The 20520-nt window shown below is 54.7% G+C and carries 14 protein-coding genes; 4 read left to right on the forward strand and 10 right to left on the reverse strand.

Annotated elements, in window-relative coordinates:
- Nucleotides 1-42: 42 nt before the first annotated feature.
- Entirely contained in the window at nt 43-1008 is a 966-nt protein-coding gene (locus PCH05_RS20600) for a substrate-binding domain-containing protein (RefSeq protein WP_127605376.1), read from the forward strand.
- A gap of 117 nt (nt 1009-1125) precedes the next feature.
- Nucleotides 1126-1515 (forward strand): VOC family protein, encoded by a 390-nt coding sequence (locus tag PCH05_RS20605; protein WP_164766738.1) that lies wholly within the window; start codon nt 1126-1128, stop codon nt 1513-1515.
- 108 nt (nt 1516-1623) lie between these two features.
- On the opposite strand, the gene PCH05_RS20610 is transcribed toward PCH05_RS20605, so the two are convergent.
- Nucleotides 1624-2493, reverse strand: coding sequence for an EamA family transporter (locus PCH05_RS20610; protein WP_127605381.1), 870 nt, complete (start codon nt 2491-2493; stop codon nt 1624-1626).
- Nucleotides 2494-3627: 1134 nt separating this feature from the next.
- Between PCH05_RS20610 and PCH05_RS20620 the strand changes: the two genes are divergently transcribed.
- Nucleotides 3628-4662, forward strand: a complete 1035-nt coding sequence (locus PCH05_RS20620; RefSeq protein ID WP_246049809.1) for a chitosanase — start codon at nt 3628-3630, stop codon at nt 4660-4662.
- Nucleotides 4663-4895: 233 nt separating this feature from the next.
- On the opposite strand, the gene PCH05_RS20625 is transcribed toward PCH05_RS20620, so the two are convergent.
- From PCH05_RS20625 to PCH05_RS20650, 6 genes are all read right to left on the reverse strand, one after another.
- On the reverse strand, nt 4896-8684 hold the full coding sequence (locus tag PCH05_RS20625; RefSeq protein ID WP_127605385.1) for a GH32 C-terminal domain-containing protein: 3789 nt from the start codon (nt 8682-8684) through the stop codon (nt 4896-4898).
- A 135-nt stretch (nt 8685-8819) separates the two neighbouring features.
- Entirely contained in the window at nt 8820-9704 is an 885-nt protein-coding gene (locus tag PCH05_RS20630) for an ROK family protein (RefSeq protein WP_127605387.1), read from the reverse strand.
- Nucleotides 9705-9779: 75 nt separating this feature from the next.
- Complete coding sequence (locus PCH05_RS20635) at nt 9780-11282, reverse strand: glycoside hydrolase family 32 protein (protein WP_127605389.1); 1503 nt, start codon at nt 11280-11282, stop codon at nt 9780-9782.
- A 91-nt stretch (nt 11283-11373) separates the two neighbouring features.
- Nucleotides 11374-12969: an ABC transporter substrate-binding protein gene (locus PCH05_RS20640; protein ID WP_127605392.1), complete on the reverse strand. Its 1596-nt coding sequence runs from the start codon at nt 12967-12969 to the stop codon at nt 11374-11376.
- A 94-nt stretch (nt 12970-13063) separates the two neighbouring features.
- Nucleotides 13064-13945 (reverse strand): carbohydrate ABC transporter permease, encoded by an 882-nt coding sequence (locus PCH05_RS20645; protein WP_127605395.1) that lies wholly within the window; start codon nt 13943-13945, stop codon nt 13064-13066.
- Nucleotides 13946-13964: 19 nt separating this feature from the next.
- Nucleotides 13965-14861, reverse strand: a complete 897-nt coding sequence (locus tag PCH05_RS20650; protein WP_127605525.1) for an ABC transporter permease — start codon at nt 14859-14861, stop codon at nt 13965-13967.
- A 533-nt stretch (nt 14862-15394) separates the two neighbouring features.
- Here PCH05_RS20650 and PCH05_RS20655 point away from each other — a divergent pair.
- Nucleotides 15395-16432, forward strand: coding sequence for a LacI family DNA-binding transcriptional regulator (locus tag PCH05_RS20655; protein WP_127605397.1), 1038 nt, complete (start codon nt 15395-15397; stop codon nt 16430-16432).
- A 206-nt stretch (nt 16433-16638) separates the two neighbouring features.
- On the opposite strand, the gene PCH05_RS20660 is transcribed toward PCH05_RS20655, so the two are convergent.
- From PCH05_RS20660 to PCH05_RS20670, 3 genes are all read right to left on the reverse strand, one after another.
- Entirely contained in the window at nt 16639-17142 is a 504-nt protein-coding gene (locus PCH05_RS20660; protein ID WP_127605399.1) for a CYTH domain-containing protein, read from the reverse strand.
- 577 nt (nt 17143-17719) lie between these two features.
- A complete protein-coding gene (locus PCH05_RS20665) occupies nt 17720-19591 on the reverse strand; it encodes a cyclic nucleotide-binding domain-containing protein (protein WP_127605401.1) in 1872 nt (623 codons plus the stop codon).
- A gap of 72 nt (nt 19592-19663) precedes the next feature.
- Entirely contained in the window at nt 19664-20257 is a 594-nt protein-coding gene (locus PCH05_RS20670; protein WP_127605403.1) for a hypothetical protein, read from the reverse strand.
- Between the last annotated feature and the right edge of the window lie 263 nt (nt 20258-20520).

The following is a 20520-nucleotide window of genomic DNA, read 5'->3' on the forward strand; positions in this document are numbered from 1 at the left end:
CACATGGTGATTCGGATTGTTTTTTGAATGAGGAGGATAACGATGTCCAGCGATGTATCGTACACGACCGAAGAAATTGCCAAAATGCTGAAAATCTCCAAGCTCACGGTCTACGACCTGATCAAAAAGGGGGAGCTTCCTTCCTACCGGGTAGGCAAGCAGATGCGCGTGGATGCAGCCGACTTTGAAGCTTATAAACAACGTGCGAAAGGTATGCAGACCGCTGCAGCTCAGACAGTAACCGCGTCCGTTCCTGCCGCGGAGCGGTCTCATTCCGGAACCGGGGCTGCGCCAGGCGGCATACGTCCCCTCGTGATCACGGGACAGGACATCAGCTTGGACATTCTGGTAAAATATATGGAAAAAGGCGTCTCCGGCATCCGGCCCCTGCGCGAATATGTCGGCAGCCTCGACAGCCTGATTTCGATGTACCGCGGCGAGTCTGATATCGTCAGCACGCATCTGCTGGACGGCGATACCGGCGAATACAACATCCCGTACATCCGCAAGCTGCTCGTCGGATCATCTTATATGGTCGTCAATCTGCTGTCCAGAAATGCCGGACTTTACGTAGGAAAGGGCAACCCTCTCGGACTGAAAAGCTGGGCCGACCTGAGCCGCCCCGGCCTGCGCTTCATGAACCGCGAAAAAGGCTCGGGTGCTCGCGTTCTGCTGGACGAGCAGCTGCGCCTGCACGGCATCAAGCCGCAGCAGTTGAGCGGATACGAGCAGGAGCAGACGAATCATATCGGCGTGGCCGCGAAGGTCGCTTCCGGGGAAGCCGATGTAGGCGTCGGAATCGAAAAGGCCGCGGCGATTGTCGGCCAGGTGGAGTTCATTCCGCTGATTGAAGAGCGCTATGACCTCGTCATGCTCAAGACCGCGGAGAACATGCCTTGGATTCAATCATTGCTCGGTATTTTGCGGTCGGACGAGTTCCGGAAGGAGCTGCAGGCTATTGCCGGCTATGACCTGACCCGCACCGGCGAAATCTTGTTCGAGACCTGATCGATAACGCCAGCTCCGCAGCCCGACAGATTATCATCCTGGAGAATAGCAGCCCTAAACATTGGTTTATAATGGTTTTGTATCATCTATTAACTGTCAATGAAAGGATGTTCAATCATGGGACATGTAAGGCCGTTTATTTTATCCGAGGATGCGAAATCCCAAGCGGATTTTTACACGAAAACGCTTGGCGGGGTCATTTCTTCCGTTTTGACGCATGGACAGACCGGGGAGACGCGTCAGGAGCTTCAGGACAAGGTGATGCATTTATGCCTGGAGATGGAGGACGGAAGTTCGATTTTCATGGCCGATTCGGTTGAACCATTTACGCAAGGGAGCGGACTTCTCCTCAACATATCGTATAAAGCAGAATCCCAAGCCAGGGAAGCCTTTGATCGGCTCGCTTCCAGCGGACAGGTAAAGGTTCCGTTTGCGCAAAAGCCCTTTGGTTTGTTCTATGGAGAAATCACGGATTCCTATGGCGTAACCTGGATGATCACTGCCTAGCCCGAGTCCATCCCTCCTTATCTCCACAGGCTGGATAATCTTCATATCACATCACTCAGAAACGAAAAAGCTCGCCGGATGGCGAGCTTTTTCGTACGGCATGACACTTTACCATTTGACCAGCAGCGCCAGGGTTCCGGCGGTAAGCAGCAGCAGGCCGACCGTAGATTTAACCGAGAGCTTTTCCTTGAGAAAAAGAAATGCAAACAAAACTGTGATCAGCACGCTCAGCTTATCGATCGGCACGACCACGCTGGCAGGACCATCCTGAAGCGCCTTATAGAAGCACAGCCACGAAAGCCCGGTAGCCAGGCCGGAAAGCGCGATATACAGCCAGCTTTTCCGGTCGATGCGTTTCATTTCCCTCTGCTTCTTCTGCATGAACACGATCAGCCAGGCCATGATCAGCACGACGATCGTCCGGATGGCCGTTCCGAGGTTGGACTCGACGTTCTCGATGCCGATCTTGCCCAAAATGGAGGTGAGCGCCGCGAACAGCGCCGAGAGGCAGGCATAGAGAAGCCAGCTTTTATGCTCGGCGGCCGCAGCCCTCTCCGTTTTGCTTTTCTGAATCATCATGTACGTACCCACGGCGATCACCACCATCCCGATCACCATGATCCACGTCATCCGCTCACCGAGAAAGATAAAAGCCAGGATCATCGTCAGCACATTACTGGACTTATCCACCGGCACCACTTTATTGACATGTCCGAGCTGCAGCGCCCGGAAGTAGCAAATCCAGGAGGCGCCTGTCGTCAAGCCGGACAACACAAGAAATAACAGGCTTCTCCCGCTAATATCCGGCATCGTATTCTGTGAACCGACGATAAAAACCATCAGCCACGAGAAGATCAAGACGACCCAAGTCCTCAGCGCGGTAGCCAAATTGGAATCCACGTTACGTATTCCGATCTTGGCAAGGATGGAGGTAATGCCGGCAAACAGTGCCGAGCCGAAGGCATAAGCGATCCACATCTGATTCGGCCCCCTTCATCAAGTATGTATTTTCTGGACACCGGCGGGCAAAATGTTGCACGTTCGGGAATCCATACACCCATTGTATACCCAAAGTACCGTATCCGGGGAGCCATCTGCAAGCGATATTCCATTTGGCCTACTCCATTCGAGGTCTCAGTTTCTCGTTGACATATCTCTGCCGGGATTCCTCATCCTGCAAATACAACATCACTTCAGCAGCATCGCTATACGCTCTGCGACGAATCAGACTCCGGTTACAATACCAGTAGATGCCTGCGTACATAAGAATGATATAAAAGCTCCATGAAGTAGCAGAAAATTCATATGCCAGGGCCAAACGAAGCGACCAGAAGATTGCCGCGAAAAAGAAAACAAAACCGACTTTCACCATTGTTTCGCTGATCATAATTATGTTCTCGCATCGGAGCTGCCTTGTAATAATATCTTGGTTATGCATGCTCATATACGATTGGCAGGCATCATAGTAATGCTTATCGTAACGCTTCACTGTTCACACCATTCCCTATGATTTTAATGGTACTACATGTAAAAATATTCTATTTGAATAAATATATCCCTTCTATAATCGACAACTTTCAAGAAAATTCCGCGACTCCCCCCGTGTCTGCACTGCCGATCCCAATGATCCAAAAACGATCTCCTCACTCGTTCCAAGTCAAGCTTACGGCTTGCTGCTTCACGGATGCCCCGCCCAAGCTTCAGGCAAAAAACACCATAGATCTACATCCGGGAGGCCGCGTAGGAAAAAATATCTATCCCCGCCGGTTTCCGTTTTAGTCATTTCAGCCCGTATACAAGCCGGAAAATCTCTTGTATGCTCTTGTACGAAATCGAAATAAAACTTGAGCTCCAAGCATATCTATGTGCAGACATCAGATTTCTAACGACGATGGATCTTTTCACGCCCAAAAGTTTAAGCGCTTTAATTATGGCGCCAAGGAAGGAGATGAGATGCTTTCGCCCAAGGATTTAATCAATTTCATCCATAAAGATGCACATCCGATGACTGTTGTTTGTTTTTTAACCCAAAAGTTTAATCGCTTTAATTTTAATGGAAGCATTCGGCACGTATCCACGCTTCGCCTAAAAAACATATCGGAGGGATTCATGATGAATACGACAAATCACAAAGAAACTCATTCCAGAGGCAAATTTATCGCGGCTCTGCTAAGCTTTGCCCTGCTGGGCTCGATTACGGCCATGTCCGGACCTGCGCAGCCCAAAGCATTCGCAGACGAAAGCGCTCCCTCGATCGTGCAGCCACTGGATGCGGCGGATCCGGGCAGCGAGCCTGCGGTGGAGAGCAGTCCGTCCTTCTCGGCAGCAAGCACCGATCTCAACAGCCAAGCAGTAACCGCCGCCGCCATCAACCATGACGCCAACTTCTCACCGGATACGCTTCAGTTCCTGAAAAGCAACACGGGTCTCGACGGCGAGCAGTGGGACAATATCATGATGCTGGTCAACAAGCCGGAGCAGGACGATTTGAACTGGACGAAATATTACGGCTACTGCGAGGATATCGGGGACAACCGCGGATACACGATCGGCATTTTCGGCGCGACGACCGGCGGCTCCAACGATACCGGCCCGGACGGACCGGCGCTGTTCAAGGAATACGACCGGGTCAAAGGCGCCAGCAATCCGACCGTCGAAGGCGGGCTGAAGCGGATCGGCGTCAACGGCAAAATGAGCGGTTCGATCCTGAAAATTACCGACAGCAAGTCAGTGTTCGTCAAAAAGATCAACGGGCTGCAAAATGATGCCGCCTGGAGGGAAGCGATGTGGCGCACCTTCTATAACGTGTACATCAAATACAGCGTGGACCAGGCCAAAAAACGCGGCTTCACGAGCGCTCTGACCATCGGGTCATTCGTAGACACCGCCCTGAACCAAGGCGCGGACGGTGATTCGGGCAGTCTGGAGGGCATCCTGTCCCGTTCCGGCAGCAGCAAGGACGAGAAAACCTTCATGACCAAATTTTACGCCGAACGCACCAAGATCGTGGATACCAACGACTACAACCAGCCGCCGAACGGCAAAAACCGGGTCAAACAGTGGAGCACCCTGCTGAGCATGGGCGAAATAGACCTAAAGGATGCGGACGCTGCCGTGAAAAAAGTGACGAACTGGGAGCTTAAATAGCGGATCGCCCAGCAGGAAAATCGAAAGCCCCATCCGCAGAATGCGTTCCCGACCACGGAAAGCGGATTTCGCGTGAATAACGTAAAAAGGATCTTCTCCGGCCTAATAGGCCGGGAAAGATCCTTTTTCGCTGCTGTCATCCCGTTGTCGCCAAGCTTGCGGCTGACGCGCGCTGAACGTTAACGCCCAGACAGCACCACATCATCCTATCGAAGCAGCGAACAACGGACCCATTAACGTTCCAGATTCGTCCCCGGGGTTAACATCCAACGCTGTCTCGGTTCGCCGGCTTTGGCATCGCTCAATTGAAGCTGCCCGTCGGCCGATACCTCCAGCGCCTTGCCGTTAAAGACGGAAAGGATCGTCGCATTTCCGCCCGAATCCGCCGTAACCTTCCACCGCTGGTTGTCGTAGCCCAGGTAATCGTAGAGCTGCAGCTTGTTTTGTCCGGTGTCGAGATCCAGTGCTTTGCCTCCCTTCGTCCGGATCGAAACCGATCCGTCCCCTGTGGGCACAAGCACCCACTGCTGATTGGAGGAGGCGTCCGGCGTGCGCACGGCGACCGGTTCGCCGTTTTGTGATTGCGCGGCATCGAGGGCCAGACGGGCGCCTGCATTGACGAAGCTTGTTTCGGTCAGACGGGCATCGGACATGCCGCTGACCTGCACATGCTGATAATACGCCTGTCCGCCGAACACGTTCACGCCGAATCTTCCTTCCGCGAACATGCCGTCATGGACGTCCGCGATTTGCTGTCCGTCGACCCAGGCAGCGATGTGGGGGCCGTCCGCCTGGATTTTCACATGATACGTCTCTCCGGGCTGAAGGAACCGCGGCAGCTTCGCCAGCACCTGGCGCTCTTCGAAGCGCCCATCCACCATGTAAAACAATCGGATCGCCTTTAAGCCCGGATCCAGATTGAAATAATAACCGCTGCGGCCGTCTTCGCTGGCGCGGAACAGGATCGAGCCTGCACCGCCGTTCTCGCCAAGCCGCATATCCGCCTCATAAGTGAAATTCCCGGCGTGCGCAGCCGCCATGTAATTGGCATCGCTGGCATAGCTCCCCCGGATGCCCTGCTCCGTGACGACCCATTTCGCCGCTGCCGGACTCGCCTTCCAGCCGGTCAGATTTGTGTCGAATGTGCCGCTGGTGACGCGGACCGTCGCGCTTGCGGCAGCCTTACCGTTCGGCGTTGAAGCCGTAATGACGGCTTCCCCCGCTTTTCGGGCCTGCACGACCGCATGCCCTTGTCCCGGGGAGGCGACGGCAGCGATATCCGGACGGCTCGATGTCCACTTAATCGGGCTAGATGCCGGATGCGCAGCGGTCGCATACGATGCGTATAGATCCTGCGCCTGTCCCTGGGATAGCTCCAGTTCCGCTTGATCCATGACGATTTCAGGGGAGGCGAAACCTTCTCTCCAAGTGTTCTGCAAGCCGTAGACCTGAAGGGACACCACCTTTACTTGGCCTTCCTTCGCGTAAAAGCTCATGCCTCTTCGGGCTGAATCCGGGAAAATAAGATCGGAGAACACGACCCGGCCGTCATTGCCGAATACCTCCACCGAGGATTCATCCACGAAAATCCGCAGCTTGATCCGGTTGTTCACCGGCGCAAGAGACGCCTCATGCCGGGTCGAAAACTGGCCCGAGAAATCGGTCGTTCCCGAGGCGGAGCGGTCGACGAACAATTGCCGGCTGCCCGGCTTGTACCCGATGACCGTTTGCTGATCCCCGCCTTGACGGAGCCGGAACCCGAACTCCGAGGCGCCCTCGTTTGCCGGGAGCTCGATTTCGGCTTCGATTTCGTAAGCGCCCGAGGCCATTCCCTTCAAGATATTATCCGAATTCGCCGTGACCTTCCGATTCGCGATTTGCACCAGCGGGCTGCGAAGCGATGCCAGTTCGGCAATCGGCTGCTGATACATGCGGATACCTTCATCCGTCATTTTCAGCGAGACTTCCCTTGGAGTCGTCAGCTGCCCTTTCCAGCCCGCCGTCGGGAAGCTGAACGGATAATCCCAGTTCGTCATCCAGGCGAGCATGATGCGGCGGCCGTCCGGCATATCCGAGAACGACATCGAGGCGTAGAATTCCTTGCCAACGTCCGTTCGCAGCACCTTCCCGGCAGGATTGTCATCGATGAATTTCCCTTCCGGGGTCACGTCGCCGATGAAATATTCCGCGTCCGAGCCCTGCGTCTTCGGATTGGCCCCGGTGCTGATCATGAGCACCCATTTGCGCTGGCCCGCAGCATCCACCGGGAGCTGGAACAGATCGGGGCATTCCCAGACGCCGCCGCGCACGTAATCGCCGTAGCCGAAGTTATCCGTCAGCGTCCAATCGAGCAGATTGGACGAGGTGAAGAAACGGATATGGTCCCCGCCGGATACGACCATGATCCAGCGTCCGTTCGCTTCGTCCCGTACCACCTTCGGATCGCGGAAGTCCCAGCCGCCGGGATCATTCCCGTTTTTGCCGGGATTCTCAACAACAATTGGCCGGTCTTTGGCATACTGCCACGTCCGTCCATGGTCGTTGCTGTAGGCGAGGCCGATCTTTTGGTTGCCGTTCGGCAAATCCGGGCTGTAGGACGTGTAGTAGGCAATCAGCCCTTTCCCGCCCGCATTCCCGAACAGCCCCGAGGCGTTCGTGTTGTCGGCTACCGCGGAGCCGGACCATACATGGCCCAGGTCATTCCACGGGAGCGCGACCGGCAGCGCCTTCCAGTGCACGAGGTCGCGGCTGACCGCATGGGCCCACTGCCCCCCGTCCTGGTGAAAGAGATGGTATTCCCCGTCGAAATACACAAGCCCATTCGGGTCGCTGGCCGAACCGCGAAGGGGACTGTAGTGATATTCCGGCCGGTAGGTTTCCGCGTAATACTCAGCAGCATCCTTCACGTATGTATCCTGAAAATACGCCGTGCCCGCGTCCACCTTCATCCCGACGAATCCGCTCAGAAAGCTGCCATCCTTCACGTCAATTGCTGCCGGTTCATATCCGTCGACGAATACTTGAATCCGCTGGCCGGCCGCCTTGATTTCGAGATGATGCTTTGCGCCCGGAACGTTGGGATAGGTGTCCCCCGACGTGCGCAGAACGTTACCGTCTGCATTCCGCAGCTGCACGCCAATCCGGTCGCCTTGGCTAAACAGAACCGCAACGTAGCCTGTGGAGCCCTGCGCGTCCCCGCGGAACAAGAGGCCCGCAGAGGCTCCCTCTTGCAGCATGACATTTCCTTCATAGACACCGTCGGTGAGCCGGCTTGCGTGCATTTCCCAAGCGGCCTGCCCGCCCACGGCCGAGCCTTTCCAGCCCTTGAGGTCCGGCTGCCAGCTTCCTTTAGCTGCCGAAGCTGCCCCTATGTTACCGTTTAGGCTGCTGACCATGATGTTCTGGAACAGCGCCGCACCGTCCCACACGTGAAGACCAAGCCGTCCCTTCTGATACGCAGAATCCCGGACGTCGATGACAGGCTGATAAGCGCTGCCCCAATAGACTTTCAGGCTGGAGCCTTCGGCCTTCACCTTCAAATGAACGATATCCCCGGACTTCATGGACACCGGCTTCTCCACGTTCAGCTTTCCTGCGCCCCCGGCGGCATCCTTGAGCCGCAGCACGCCGGCATCCGGCACGATTTGCAGCATGTAGGAGGACCAGCCGTCCTCGCTGCTCCGAAACAGCAGCGACGCGTCCGGATGAGTGCCTGCTTGAACCATCACGTCCGCTTCATAGACGAAATCATCTGCTTGCGTGTCGGACATCGCGATCATATTTTCTTTCGGGTCCGAAGTTAGCAGCAGGCCGTCAGCCGTATTCTGTATGCCGCCCTTGCCCTGCATCTTCCACCCGCTCAAATTGGTCTGTACCATGCTCATGCCAGCCTCCTTTTGCTCCTTTGGCACCGGCTGCGGCTCGGCCGATACCCGCCCGACATCCGCCTGAAACGATAACGCCGCGGAAGCAGCCAAGAGGCCGCTTAAACATAATGAAAGGATTCCTCTTCTTGTCTTCATTCGGTCGTTTCTCCCTTCTCATTTTCCAAGCAACCGCTTACAAAAAATCGAATATGTCACTCTTCCCCCGAAGAGGAAGAGTGGAGCATCCATGATACAGGGTGCCCGTAACGATTGATTCCGGTTAAAAGCGATTTAAGCCAGCGACTCGCCCAGCGCTTTCAAGCCCAGCGCCAGTGCGCCGTATAATCCGGCTTTGCCCCCAAGCCGCGGCGGAACGATATATTCCCCGATCCGCTCCGTAATTTCCTCCGCCTGGACGTAGCCGTTCAAATTCCGCGCCACCGCGTCGCGGATGAGCGGAAACAGCTGCGGCTGCTGCATGACGCCTCCGCCAAGGATCATCTTCTCCGGCGACAGCATCAGAATCGCGCCGGTGACTGCCTGAGCGATATAATACGCTGCGATTGTCCAGGCCGGATGATCCGGCGGCAGCAGATGTCCCTTGGCTTGCCAGCGCGCTTCGATAGCCGGGCCCGCGGCCATCCCTTCCAGACAGTCGCCATGGTATGGGCATCCTCCCGGGTAAGAATCCTCCGGATGGCGCTTCACCGGCACATGGCCTCCCTCCGGGTGAACCAGGCCGTGAACGAGCCGTCCTCCGGCATACACGCCAACGCCGACGCCCGTGCCGATCGTATAATAGACGCAGCTGTCCAACCCTTTGGCTGCTCCCCATGCTGCTTCGCCGAATGCCGCAGCGTTGACGTCGGTGTCCCATCCGAACGGCACGTCGAAATGGCGGCGCAGCGTATCCAGAAACGGGTACTGGGCCCATCCCGGCTTGGGCGTGGTCGTTATAAAGCCGTATGTCGGGCTCTCCTTCCGGAGGTCCACGGGTCCGAAGGAGCCGATGCCGATCGCTTCCACCCGGTTCTTTTCAAAATAGGATATCACTTGGGGCATCGTCCCCTCGGGATCCCCGGTCGGAAAGCTGATGCTGTCCTCCATCAAGCCCGATTCGTTCCCAACCCCGCAGACGAATTTGGTACCGCCTGCCTCTATGGCTCCGATCCGCATGTGTCGATGCTCCTGTCGTCATTTATTTCGTTTTCAGAATCCCTCGCCAACATCGGCTAAGCGATCCCTCATCATTTATTCTGTTCGGTATTCTTTGTCCCTCGCCGGAACTGCTATCTCGTACAAGTCGAACATATCAAACGCCAGGCGTTTGTCATCCGTATGCAGTTCCAAGCCCTCCGCGCCAGGATGGGGATATATCAATTCCGTCAACACGATCTCGCCGCCATTGACGAACACTTCGACGGAGGACTTGTCAACGAAAATCCGCAGGTCCAGGGCATCCCCTCCATCTCGGAGCGATGCCGCGTGCTTGCCTGCAAACGCCGGGTGAAAATCAATGGCGCCGGACCGGCTGCGATCCACGTATACCTCCCCCGTTTCGGCGTTATAGCCTACAACCGTCTCCTGCCCCGCTCCGACTCTGACCTTGAAGGCGAAAGAACCAAGCGATTCCGTGAGCGCGGCACGGGCATGAATCTCAAATCCGTCCAGTTGAAGATCCGCCAACCGGCCGGAAATGTCCTGAGCCTCCGCATCCCGCAGCGTCATAACCGGCTTACGGTACGCTTCGAGCTCCCGCACGGGCTGCTGGGTTAACATCGCCTCGCCGTTCACCTGCTTAAGCCGCAGTTCCCTGGCGATCGTCGTCGCTCCCCTCCAGCCGCCGGTAGGCGTCTGATTCGCATATTTCCAGTTGCTCATCCAGCCGATGAAGAGTCGTCTTCCGTCCGCCGCAGGAACGTCCGACCAGCTGACGCCCGCATAATTGTCGCGGCCGTAATCCAGCCACCGGACCTGGCTTTGCGAGCACGCATCCGGCATGAAACGTTCACCGTCAAAGTCCCCCGTGAAATACTGGGTTCTTGAACCTTCCTCATAATCCGGGGCATCGCCGATGCTCACCAGCATCACCCATTTGCGGCTGCCCGGTTCTCCTTCGACGGGCAGCGGGAACAAATCCGGGCATTCCCAGACGCCCCCGTGAAAACCGATGCCCTCGCCGAACTCGCTCGCAAGCGTCCAGACTTTAAGATCCGGGGAACGGTACAGGCTGACGGATTGGCCGCAAGCCAGGATCATGACCCATTGCGACATCGGCTCATGCCAGAACACTTTGGGATCGCGGAAATCGATGTACGAGTCATGCCTAAGCACCGGATTCCCTGCGTATTTCGTCCAGGTTCTCCCTTGATCGGCGCTGTATGCGAGACTTTGGGTTTGGACCGGATGCTCCTCGCCGGGCACATCTAAATGATGGGTGAATATTGCCACGAGTCCCGGCTTTCCGCCGAAAAAGCCCGTCGTATCATTCCAGTCGACCACGGCGCTGCCCGAAAAAATGGTGCCGTGCTCATCGGGCGCAAGCGCGATCGGAAGCTCCTCCCAGGCCACCAGATCCCTGCTTACCGCATGTCCCCAGTGCATCGGTCCCCAGGTGGTTCCTTGCGGATGATGCTGAAAAAACAGGTGGTACTCTCCATTGAAATAAACCATGCCGTTCGGATCGTTCATCCAGTTGTGCCGCGGGGAAAAGTGATATGTCCCCCGTCTTTGATCTTGCAGCAGTACAGACATTCGATAAACTCCTTCATATGGGGATTGGACGGACCCGGCCGCGATTCGCGCACATAGGCGGTCCGCAGCCGGGTCCGTTTTCGTATTCTCTTTATTGGGCGTTGCGGTCATAACCCGACTGCTTGATTTTGAGCCATTCCTGCAGCCCCAAGCGGTTCAGCTCCTTCAGGTACGCATCCCACTCCTGATCGATTTTCCCGTTTTGATACCATTCTGTGCGTTTTCGTTCCACGTAAGCGAACATATCCGTTTGAATTGTCGAAAGCCGGTCGAGCTCATCGATGGAGAAGAACACGTTCGGGTAATTGTTTTTCGCCTTCATATGCGGCACCATCACGTCCTTCAGCAGCTTCAGGCGCCATGCCGCGTCGTCCGGCATTGTAGTATACTTGCCGTAATAGCTGTTCAGAATTGCCAGCGGGCCGGCGATGCTCGTTTTTTGCCGCAGCTCGACCGGAGCTGTTCCTTCAAGCGGCAGATGCTTCAGCATGCCTTTCGCTTCGTCGAATTCGAAAATGTTTTGCTGTTTGTCATCCCCGTAAGTGCCCCAGTTGTCCTGAACGGATTGCAGCGGATCGTACAGCTGATCGGCCCATTTCGCCGTTTCTTCGGGATGCTTGTTGGTGCTGGTGATGACCATACGGCCGCGGTCCAGTCCGATGCCGTTCGTCCGGGTCACATTCACTTCGCCGCTCGGTCCCGCAAGCGGAGGCATCAGATCATACTTGTCGTTGCTGCCGGTAATGTTCGCCTTATCCCACGTGAAGTATAGTCCGTAGCGGTCGTCTTTGCCCTTGGCCAAATACGTGTTCCAGTCCTGCTGGAAGGACTCGATGTCGATCAATCCCTCTTGGTACAGCTCGTGAATGTATTTGACCGCGTCTTTGTAGCCGTCCTGGGACGCCGTGAATACGACCTTCCCGTCGTCGGTCACGACCGTATGGTCCCAATTCTCGCCCAGGCCGAAGGAGGCGTACAGGAACGCCAAATCCTCGCCGCCCGGCTTATTGATGAAGGACAGCGGAATTTCGTCCGCCTTGCCGTTGCCGTTCGGGTCCTGCGTCTTGAAGGCGATCAGCACCTTTTTCAGCTCATCCGTCGTCTTCGGCATTTCAAGTCCGAGCTTTTTCAGCCATTCGACGTTAATCCACGGCAGATCGTCCACCGCTTGAATCCGCTCTTTGCCGGAACCGAGCTCCTCGATCCAAGGAAAAGAGTAAATATGGCCGTCCGGGGCGGTAATCATCGACTTGTATTCCGGAGCCTGCTCCAGCACCTTTTTGAAATTCGGCATATTCTTCTCGATCAGGTCATCCAGCGGAATGATCGCCCCGTCTTTGGCCAGCTTCAACAGATCATAGTCGCCGTAGCCTGCGTCGAACACCGCATCGGGCAAGTCTCCGCTCGCCATGGCCAGATTGCGCTTTTCCGCGAAAACGTCATTGGTGTAATTGGTCCATTTGATGTGGACGCCCGTTTTCTCTTCCAGCCTTTTATTGATCAGCTTGTCGTTCGGATCGGCCGGGGCCAGCGGCGAGCTTTGCGTCAGGAAGTTCAAGGTTAATTTGCCGTCCTTCGATACCTCGTCCGTCTTGCCTCCTCCGCAGCCGGAGAGCAGCAGCAGCGCTGCCAGAGCGGACAGCGAAACGGCTTTGCCCGCGGTTTTCTTTGTCTGTAATCTTTTCATCACGATGACCTCCATTATTTATACGATCTTCATTGCAACGAAAAACCAGCCTTGCGAGAAAATGAATGATGGCTATGTATGTTCAGGGGGCGGCCTATTTCAGGGAACCCACCATCACACCTTTTTCGAAATATTTCTGGAAGAACGGGTACATTACGAGCAGCGGCAGACTGGAGATGACGATCGCCGAATATTTGATCATCTCCGACAGGCGCTTCAGCTCGTTCATGGCCAATTGATCGCTGATCATGCCCGGCGCGGCCTGGTTTTGAATGAGGATGGAGCGCAGGACGAGCTGCAGCGGATGGAGCTTCGCATCCTCCAAATAGATCATGGCGTCGAAATAGGAGTTCCACTGCCCGACGAACGCATACAGCGCCAGCACGAAGATGATCGGTTTGGACAAAGGCAGGACGATCCGCACGAAGATCCCCGCATCCGTAGCGCCGTCGACATTCGCAGCCTCCTTCAGCTCCTTGGGCACGCCCTTGAAGAACGTTCTGGACAAAATGATGTTCCATACGTTGACGGCGCCAGGAATGATAATCGCCCACACCGTGTTCAGCATGTGGAGGTTGCGGACCAGCAAATACGTCGGAATCAGGCCGCCCCCGAAAAACATCGTGATGATGAAAAGCGTCATGAAGAACCCGCGTCCCGCCAGCCGTTCCTCCGACAGCGCATACCCTGCGCACACCGATACCGCGACGGTTACGAACGCAAAGGCGGCGGAGTAAAACACCGAGTTGAAAAATCCGCGGACCATCGCCGGGTTAGACAAAATCTTCCTGTACCCCTCAAGGCTCCAGTCGGAGATCCGGAAGGAAAGCCCCTTGTTCAGCAGCACGGTCGGGTCCATGAACGAAGCGACCACGATATACACGAGCGGCACGACAACGATGAGTACAGCCAGCGTGAGAAAAATAACATTCAACGCCAGCAGGAAACGGTCGAGCCCGGAATGCTTGACAGCCATATTTGGATACACTTCCTTTCTAGTAGAGACCTTCGCCTTCGTTCAGTTTTTTGACGATAACGTTCACGGTCAGCAGCAAAATGACGTTGATGACGGAGTTGAACAATCCGACCGCCGCGGAATACGCGTAATCCCCCGATTGCAAACCGACCTTGTACACGTAGGTGGCAATGATTTCTGATGCGGGCAGGTTCATCGAGGTCTGCATCAGATACGCCTTTTCGAAGCCGATGGACATGATACCTCCCGCCGCCAGGATGAACACGATTGCCATGATCGGCCGGATCGTCGGAAGATCGATGTTTCGGATCCGCTGCAGCAGATTCGCCCCATCCAGGCTTGCCGCATGATGCAGCTCCGGATCGACATTGGCGAGCGCGGCAACGTAGATGATCGATGCCCAGCCCGCTCCCTGCCAAATATCCGACAGAATGTATATCCAGCGGAAATACCCCGGCTCGGACATGAACATCAGCGGCTTGCCCGTGAAATGCATCATGATCTGATTGACCGGTCCGGTCGGCGACAAAAAGATGAACAGCATGCCGACAATGACGACGACCGAAATGAAGTTCGGGGCATACAAAAAGAGCTGGACGTTCTTTTTTACCGCCGTCTTCCGGACCTGGTTCAGCATCAGCGCCAGCAGGATCGGCACCGGAAAGCTGAAGATAAGGCCCAGGAAGCTCAATTTAAGCGTATTCATAAAAATAACGTCGAAATTGGGCGAGTACAAAAACTTCTCGAAATGCTTCAGCCCCACCCACGGACTTCCCATAATGCCCCGGATCGGGCTGAAATCCTTGAAAGCGATGATGGCGCCGTACATGGGGACATATTTGAATATCAGGGTCAGGATCAATGCCGGAGCGAGCAGGATGTACAAAAAGTAGTTCTTTTTCAGAAAATCGAGCATGCGCCCCGCCGAGCTCCTCCGTTTAAGCACCGCTGCCCGTTGATCGACTTTAACTGTGTTTTCCAAACCGTAACCTCCATTCTTACCGTGAAAGTTGAGCATGCGCGTGACGGAAAAGGCTTTCATTTCCCCTTAACGTTTACCGCCGCTTTTACAATTTATCAAAGGATGTAACATTCGTCAATAACTTTTGTAAATAAATATTTGTGCAATTGACAATAAAATTTTGTTCATAATTAATGGTAAAATGATATAAATGTAAATATTTAGGAAGCAATCCCGAAATGATAACTCAATTAGACAGGAAAACAACGCAAACGGCACTTAAAACTACATCATGTAAACAAAGCAACGTAAAAACATCATATATTCAATCAAAAATGTAAAGTTAATGTGTGCATTTGTAAAAATAACATTGCTATTTCGGCTAAACTATTATACATTTGTCATAGAATAGAAAAGACAGCAAACAACGGGGAGACATACGCACATGCGGCTGGAGTGGAATAATTCGTAGAGGTGAACTGACATACATGAAGGAAAAAGTAACGATTCAAGACATCGCCGACGCGCTGGGCATTTCGCGAAACACGGCGTCCAAGGCGCTGAACGGCAGTGACAGCATTCCGAGCGAAACCCGCAACAAGGTCATCAAAAAAGCGATCGAGCTTAAATATAAACAATTTGCATATATGGAAACCGACAATCTGTTAGCGAAAAACCCGGGGAACATCGCCCTACTGACGGCTAATATGCCCAGCAGCTCCCACTTCGGCTCGCGGCTGATCAGCGGACTCGAGAAACGGATCAGCGCCGAAGGATATAATCTATCGATCCACATCGTGCGCGATTTCGAACGAAGCGCCCAGCAGCTGCCCAACAATTTCGAAACGTCCAAGGTGGACGGTATCATCTGCATCGAGCTGTTCGATAAGGAATACACGCAAAAAATCACGAGCCTCGGGCTCCCCACCATCTTCATCGACTGCGCGGCCGACATGTTCTACCCCGATCTGGAGGCAGATCTGCTGCTGATGGAAAACGAGCACAGCACGTATTTCATGACCCGCAAATTGATCGAGAGCGGCTGCAGCTCCCTGGGATTTATCGGCGATTACAATCACTGCAAAAGCTTCAATGAGCGCTGGGCGGGCTTTAACCGGGCCCTCACCGAGGCGGGACTGCCGCTCGATCTGGACCAGTGCATCTTAAATCCGGACAAGGAATTCATCTCCGAAGCCGATTGGATGGACAAACGGCTGGCGCAAATCACCGATCTGCCTGCGGCCTTCGTCTGCGCCAACGACTTCATTGCGGTCAACGTCATGAAATCGCTCAAGAACAAAAACGTCTCCATTCCCGAGGACATCGCCGTCGTCGGCTTCGATAACGCCCCGGAATCGCGCATCGTCGAGCCGCATCTGACGACCGTGCATATTTTCAGCGACGAAATGGGCATTACGGCGGCCGATATGCTGCTGTCCCGCATTCAGGAGCCGTCGCAGCCGCATCAGGTGACGCATATTCAGACGAAGCCGATCTTCCGGGAATCGGTGATGTTGACGAAGTAACGGGCTCGGCAAGTTCAGGCATATGGGGGTGGGATAAGGCACCCACGCCTTCATAGGTACTATCGACGCAAACAAGCGCCCCGAGTCAATCGGGGCGCTTGTTCTTTTGGGCGGTCTATGGAAGCTCGGATACAACCTTGAGCGGATGCCCTGTGCAATAGCTTACGTATGACTTCGGACGAACGCAGATCGCTTGCTGTCCTTGATCAGCTCCGCTTCTGCTGCTGCAGCTCTTTCCACACCTTTTTATTGCTGTATTCCTTGGCGCTGCTGATATCGCGGCCGAACCATTCCGGAGGGTCAAAGCTTTCGGCTTCCTCTACCGATGCGAATTCCACTTCCAGCACAAGCAGGCTGATCTGCTCATAATCATCAATCTCGATACGGGTGCCGCCAAAGCGTGCCGTCGTCCGTTTTTTGATCAGGGGGATCGCCTGATGCGTTTGGATCATCTGCCCATAGAGCTCCGCGGAAATGCCGTACTCCACTTCCTCGCGGGCGATGCCGTGCCCTCTTTTGAAGGTATGCGTGTACTCCGTCTGCCCCTGCGCCAGATCCTTGATCTTTCTTACCCTCAGCTCCTGATCTCCGGCAATAGCCAAATAGGTCTGCTCGATCATCTGCTCTTTTTCAATTTGGACCTCCTGTGCCTCGATGAGTGATGCCGGATAGGCCGGCAGCAAAAATTTCCGTTCGATTTCAAGACCCATAGGTGTTCCTCCTGTTCGTGATGCGCAGGTGTCTGTACAATACCATTTTTTATCAAATTTTAAGATTGGCTTAAGACTCGTCCTCTAATCTAGAGCTTGCAACTTACATTATACGAATGAATGCACGGGGGGACAATCATAGTAACTTCTTGTTGTAGTGACGCTGCTACTACCTGCCTCGAAGAGCGCTCCGCGGCCAGTCGTTGCTGCCGGACCGCTTCGCTTGTTCGCAATCGTCTGGCCTCTCCGCTGTGACGGTGATGAATGCCAACTTTTTTCTAGTCATCGCTTCGCTGGGCACCGCCATAGAAGCTCCTTGATGTAGTGCACATTGCTACTGCCTGCCTCGGAGAGCGCTCCGCGGCCAGTCGTTGCTGCCATCGCTGTTGTCTTCGGATTCTTATTGAACTCACCTGTCGCTGGGAGAATCCGAAGACAAAGGCGACCGCTTTGCTTGTTCGCAATCGTCTGGCCTCTCCGCTACAATAGGCCGGTACTGCTGCTTCTCTTCCATAAACATAATCACAACTAAAAGGCCGTTCAGGTATCACTCCTGAACGGCCCTTTTCACATTCTTCTATAACTTCAGCGCTTGGCCGCAGCGGGCGCAATACCTGGAGCCCGCGGGCGCGACGGTCTTACATGCATCGCAGATCAGCGCCTGCGCTCCCGCCTTGTCTTGCTCCTTGCCGACGGCTGCTATCAGCCGCTCCTCCAGCTGCTGCTCGGGATTCACGGCGTGCAGCATATACTGCTCATCCCGGGAGCCCCGGCGGATCAGCATAAACAGCAGCGCGATACCGGCAACGGCCACGACCAGCATGCCGATCAGCTTGACGGTACCGCTCGTGTACTGGTAATCCCACAGCGCATGCAGCAAAATGCTCGCCGCAAGCAGCGTGATCATCGACAGCATCCTTTTCGCCTGCGTTCCGCGAGCGCTGCCTGCATATCCGCTGCGTCCCAATCCGTACCATATGCCTGCGGATGCGATCGCCGTCCATGTCCCGTGACCGAACGGCGAGATCAGGGCACGCACCCATAACACGGCCAGCATGCCGGAAGTGGCATGATTCTGCAGGTAGGTCAAGCCGTACATGATGCTCTCGATGGCCGCGAAGCCCATGCCCGCGGCGGCGCCGAAGACGATCGCGTCCATCAGGAACCGCTGCTTGCGGCTGCGCAGGAAGAACAGGCACACCAGCAGCTTCGCGATTTCTTCAATGACGGCAATCCACATGGCTGCCTGGACATGCCCGGACGGATTGGCTTGCATGCCGGTAATATCCAGCCACTCATGCTCGAGCAGCCAGGCAATGGGCAGCGCAACGACGGCCGACGCGGCAAAGACCGCCGCCAGCCTCCACAGCCGGAATCCCAGCAGCTGCGAGCCTCGCATATAAGCGACGAATGAGACCGGACCCACGAACCCTCCGGACAGCAGCGCCGCATAAATCCAAACCGGCTGCTTCAGCCACGCGGCCAAAATCGTGAACACGATGAAAATGCCGCCAAGGATGAGTAAGATGTCCATCCAGCGTTCCTTTTTGACGGTGGATGGCGCAGGAATGGATGCAGCCGGTCGTTCTTGGGACACCGCTTCATGCTCACCCGCGTCCTCGGTAAAATGCAGCTTGGCTTTCACGGTCTCGGTGAGCAGATCCGGCCGGCGGATACGCAGCACCTCATGAAACTGCCGTCTGACCGGCTCATACTGCTGAAGGACGAAATGAAACTCGTCACGCCCCATCACCATCAGTTCTCCGTTCTCCAGCGCCGTCACGGTTCCCGTATGCGCTTCGCCCGTTAACAAGTCCATCTCGCCAAAATAATCCCCGGCTTCATATACCGCTTTTTTACGGCGCCCCGAGCGGACCTCGAAACGGCCCTCGGCGATCATGTAGAACTTGTCAGCCATGACACCTTCCGCTACGATCGCATCGCCTTTATAAACCTTCCGTCTTACCGTCACTTCCGCCAGCCCGCGCAGCTCTGCGTTCGGGATCGCCGCCCAGATGGTTGCCTTGCTGAGCATCGCATGCATCGTACGAATGCGCGCCGAGAAGGACAAGCTTTCATGAAACATCGGGCTTGCGGCGGCAAGCCGGCTGAAGGCATTCTGCTCCAGCCGGAGCGCCTTCACTTCGCCGATGGCCTGAACGCCGGAGGTTCTTTTCTCCTCCAAAAACAGGGCGACTTCACCGATCAGCTCTCCTTCGCCGAGCACATCGAGCGTGACGGATTGCCCCACCAAATTCCGCGATACGACCTGCACCTGTCCGCCCATAATGAAATAACAGGAATTGCCGTAGCTGCCCTCAACAATCAGGCTGTCTCCGTCGTGGAAGCTCTCTTCATGCATTGACCTAGCTGCCCCTTCCAGCTCGGGAACGGGTACGCCGCGAAAAAGCGGGTGACTCCGCAAAAAATCTACCGCCATCATTGTCATTTCCATCTCTCCATACACGAAAAGAATCCGCCGTACGGCAGATTCCTCTCTTTCATCTTCATTTGGTACTGACTATCTCATATTGCCGATAATGCTGCTTCTTGAGTCCTGCATTTTTTTGATAAAATTCGTCATCGTATCAAAAGCTTCATTGCGTTTGTCGGACAACGACTGAAGGCGCAGCATGTCGATCTGTTGGCTGTTCGATAAGGAGTCGATTTTCCCTTTCAGATCCTGGCTGATCTTGTCCAGCTCATCCTTCGTATAGCTTGCCTTGGATCCATCCCCAAGACCCTGCTCAGACAGTTTGCTGCTGACATCGCTCGGGAGTGTATATTGTCCGTCCGTACTCGCCTGAGCTCTTGCATTATTCACGTTGGAGAGCAGATCGCTTATTCCTGCAATCTGTTCATTTCTCTTCTGAACATCGTTGATTTGTTGATTCAGCTGCTTGTCCAATTGACTCGCACGTTGTTCTTGAACGGCCTGAAGCGCCGTTTCAAGATCCATACCGCTAAGATCAATCTGTCCGACGGCATTGCTCGTGCCTCCGCCCACGGCCTGTTTGACCGAGCTGTAAGCTTGATCGTTCATCATAAAGCCCGTTCCGGCGGCAACGCCAATGACCAGAGAAGCTGCCGTCGTTATAATCATTTTACGATTCATCCATCCGACCTCAATTCATCGATTCTATCATTTTGCTATAAAAATGATAGCAAAAACAGGAAAGATAAACAATCCATAATATTACAAATTCAGCCATTGATTAGACAACATGGATCAAATATGATGAGTATATTCTTTCAAATGAGGTGAGCCGGATGTTTTTCCGTAACGTTCGAAGTAAATAGCGATCGGGCTGGATCCAAACGCGTACCAGCTGTCAGGGGCGAAGTCTGCCCTCTGATCGTAAACGGATTATTACTTTG

It is taken from the genome of Paenibacillus chibensis (assembly GCF_004001045.1).
Lineage (GTDB): Bacteria > Bacillota > Bacilli > Paenibacillales > Paenibacillaceae > Paenibacillus_AQ > Paenibacillus_AQ chibensis.

What these genes read in the sequence shown, in the direction of transcription:
- PCH05_RS20605 (WP_164766738.1), top strand. Translation starts at nt 1,126, where the DNA reads ATGGGACATGTAAGGCCGTTTATTTTATCCGAGGATGCGAAATCCCAA.
- PCH05_RS20655 (WP_127605397.1), top strand. Translation starts at nt 15,395, where the DNA reads ATGAAGGAAAAAGTAACGATTCAAGACATCGCCGACGCGCTGGGCATT.
- PCH05_RS20600 (WP_127605376.1), top strand. Translation starts at nt 43, where the DNA reads ATGTCCAGCGATGTATCGTACACGACCGAAGAAATTGCCAAAATGCTG.
- PCH05_RS20660 (WP_127605399.1), bottom strand. Translation starts at nt 17,142, where the DNA reads ATGGGTCTTGAAATCGAACGGAAATTTTTGCTGCCGGCCTATCCGGCA.
- PCH05_RS20650 (WP_127605525.1), bottom strand. Translation starts at nt 14,861, where the DNA reads ATGCTCGATTTTCTGAAAAAGAACTACTTTTTGTACATCCTGCTCGCT.
- PCH05_RS20645 (WP_127605395.1), bottom strand. Translation starts at nt 13,945, where the DNA reads ATGGCTGTCAAGCATTCCGGGCTCGACCGTTTCCTGCTGGCGTTGAAT.
- PCH05_RS20620 (WP_246049809.1), top strand. Translation starts at nt 3,628, where the DNA reads ATGAATACGACAAATCACAAAGAAACTCATTCCAGAGGCAAATTTATC.
- PCH05_RS20625 (WP_127605385.1), bottom strand. Translation starts at nt 8,684, where the DNA reads ATGAAGACAAGAAGAGGAATCCTTTCATTATGTTTAAGCGGCCTCTTG.
- PCH05_RS20670 (WP_127605403.1), bottom strand. Translation starts at nt 20,257, where the DNA reads ATGAATCGTAAAATGATTATAACGACGGCAGCTTCTCTGGTCATTGGC.
- PCH05_RS20640 (WP_127605392.1), bottom strand. Translation starts at nt 12,969, where the DNA reads ATGAAAAGATTACAGACAAAGAAAACCGCGGGCAAAGCCGTTTCGCTG.
- PCH05_RS20630 (WP_127605387.1), bottom strand. Translation starts at nt 9,704, where the DNA reads ATGCGGATCGGAGCCATAGAGGCAGGCGGTACCAAATTCGTCTGCGGG.
- PCH05_RS20610 (WP_127605381.1), bottom strand. Translation starts at nt 2,493, where the DNA reads ATGTGGATCGCTTATGCCTTCGGCTCGGCACTGTTTGCCGGCATTACC.
- PCH05_RS20635 (WP_127605389.1), bottom strand. Translation starts at nt 11,282, where the DNA reads ATGTCTGTACTGCTGCAAGATCAAAGACGGGGGACATATCACTTTTCC.
- PCH05_RS20665 (WP_127605401.1), bottom strand. Translation starts at nt 19,591, where the DNA reads ATGACAATGATGGCGGTAGATTTTTTGCGGAGTCACCCGCTTTTTCGC.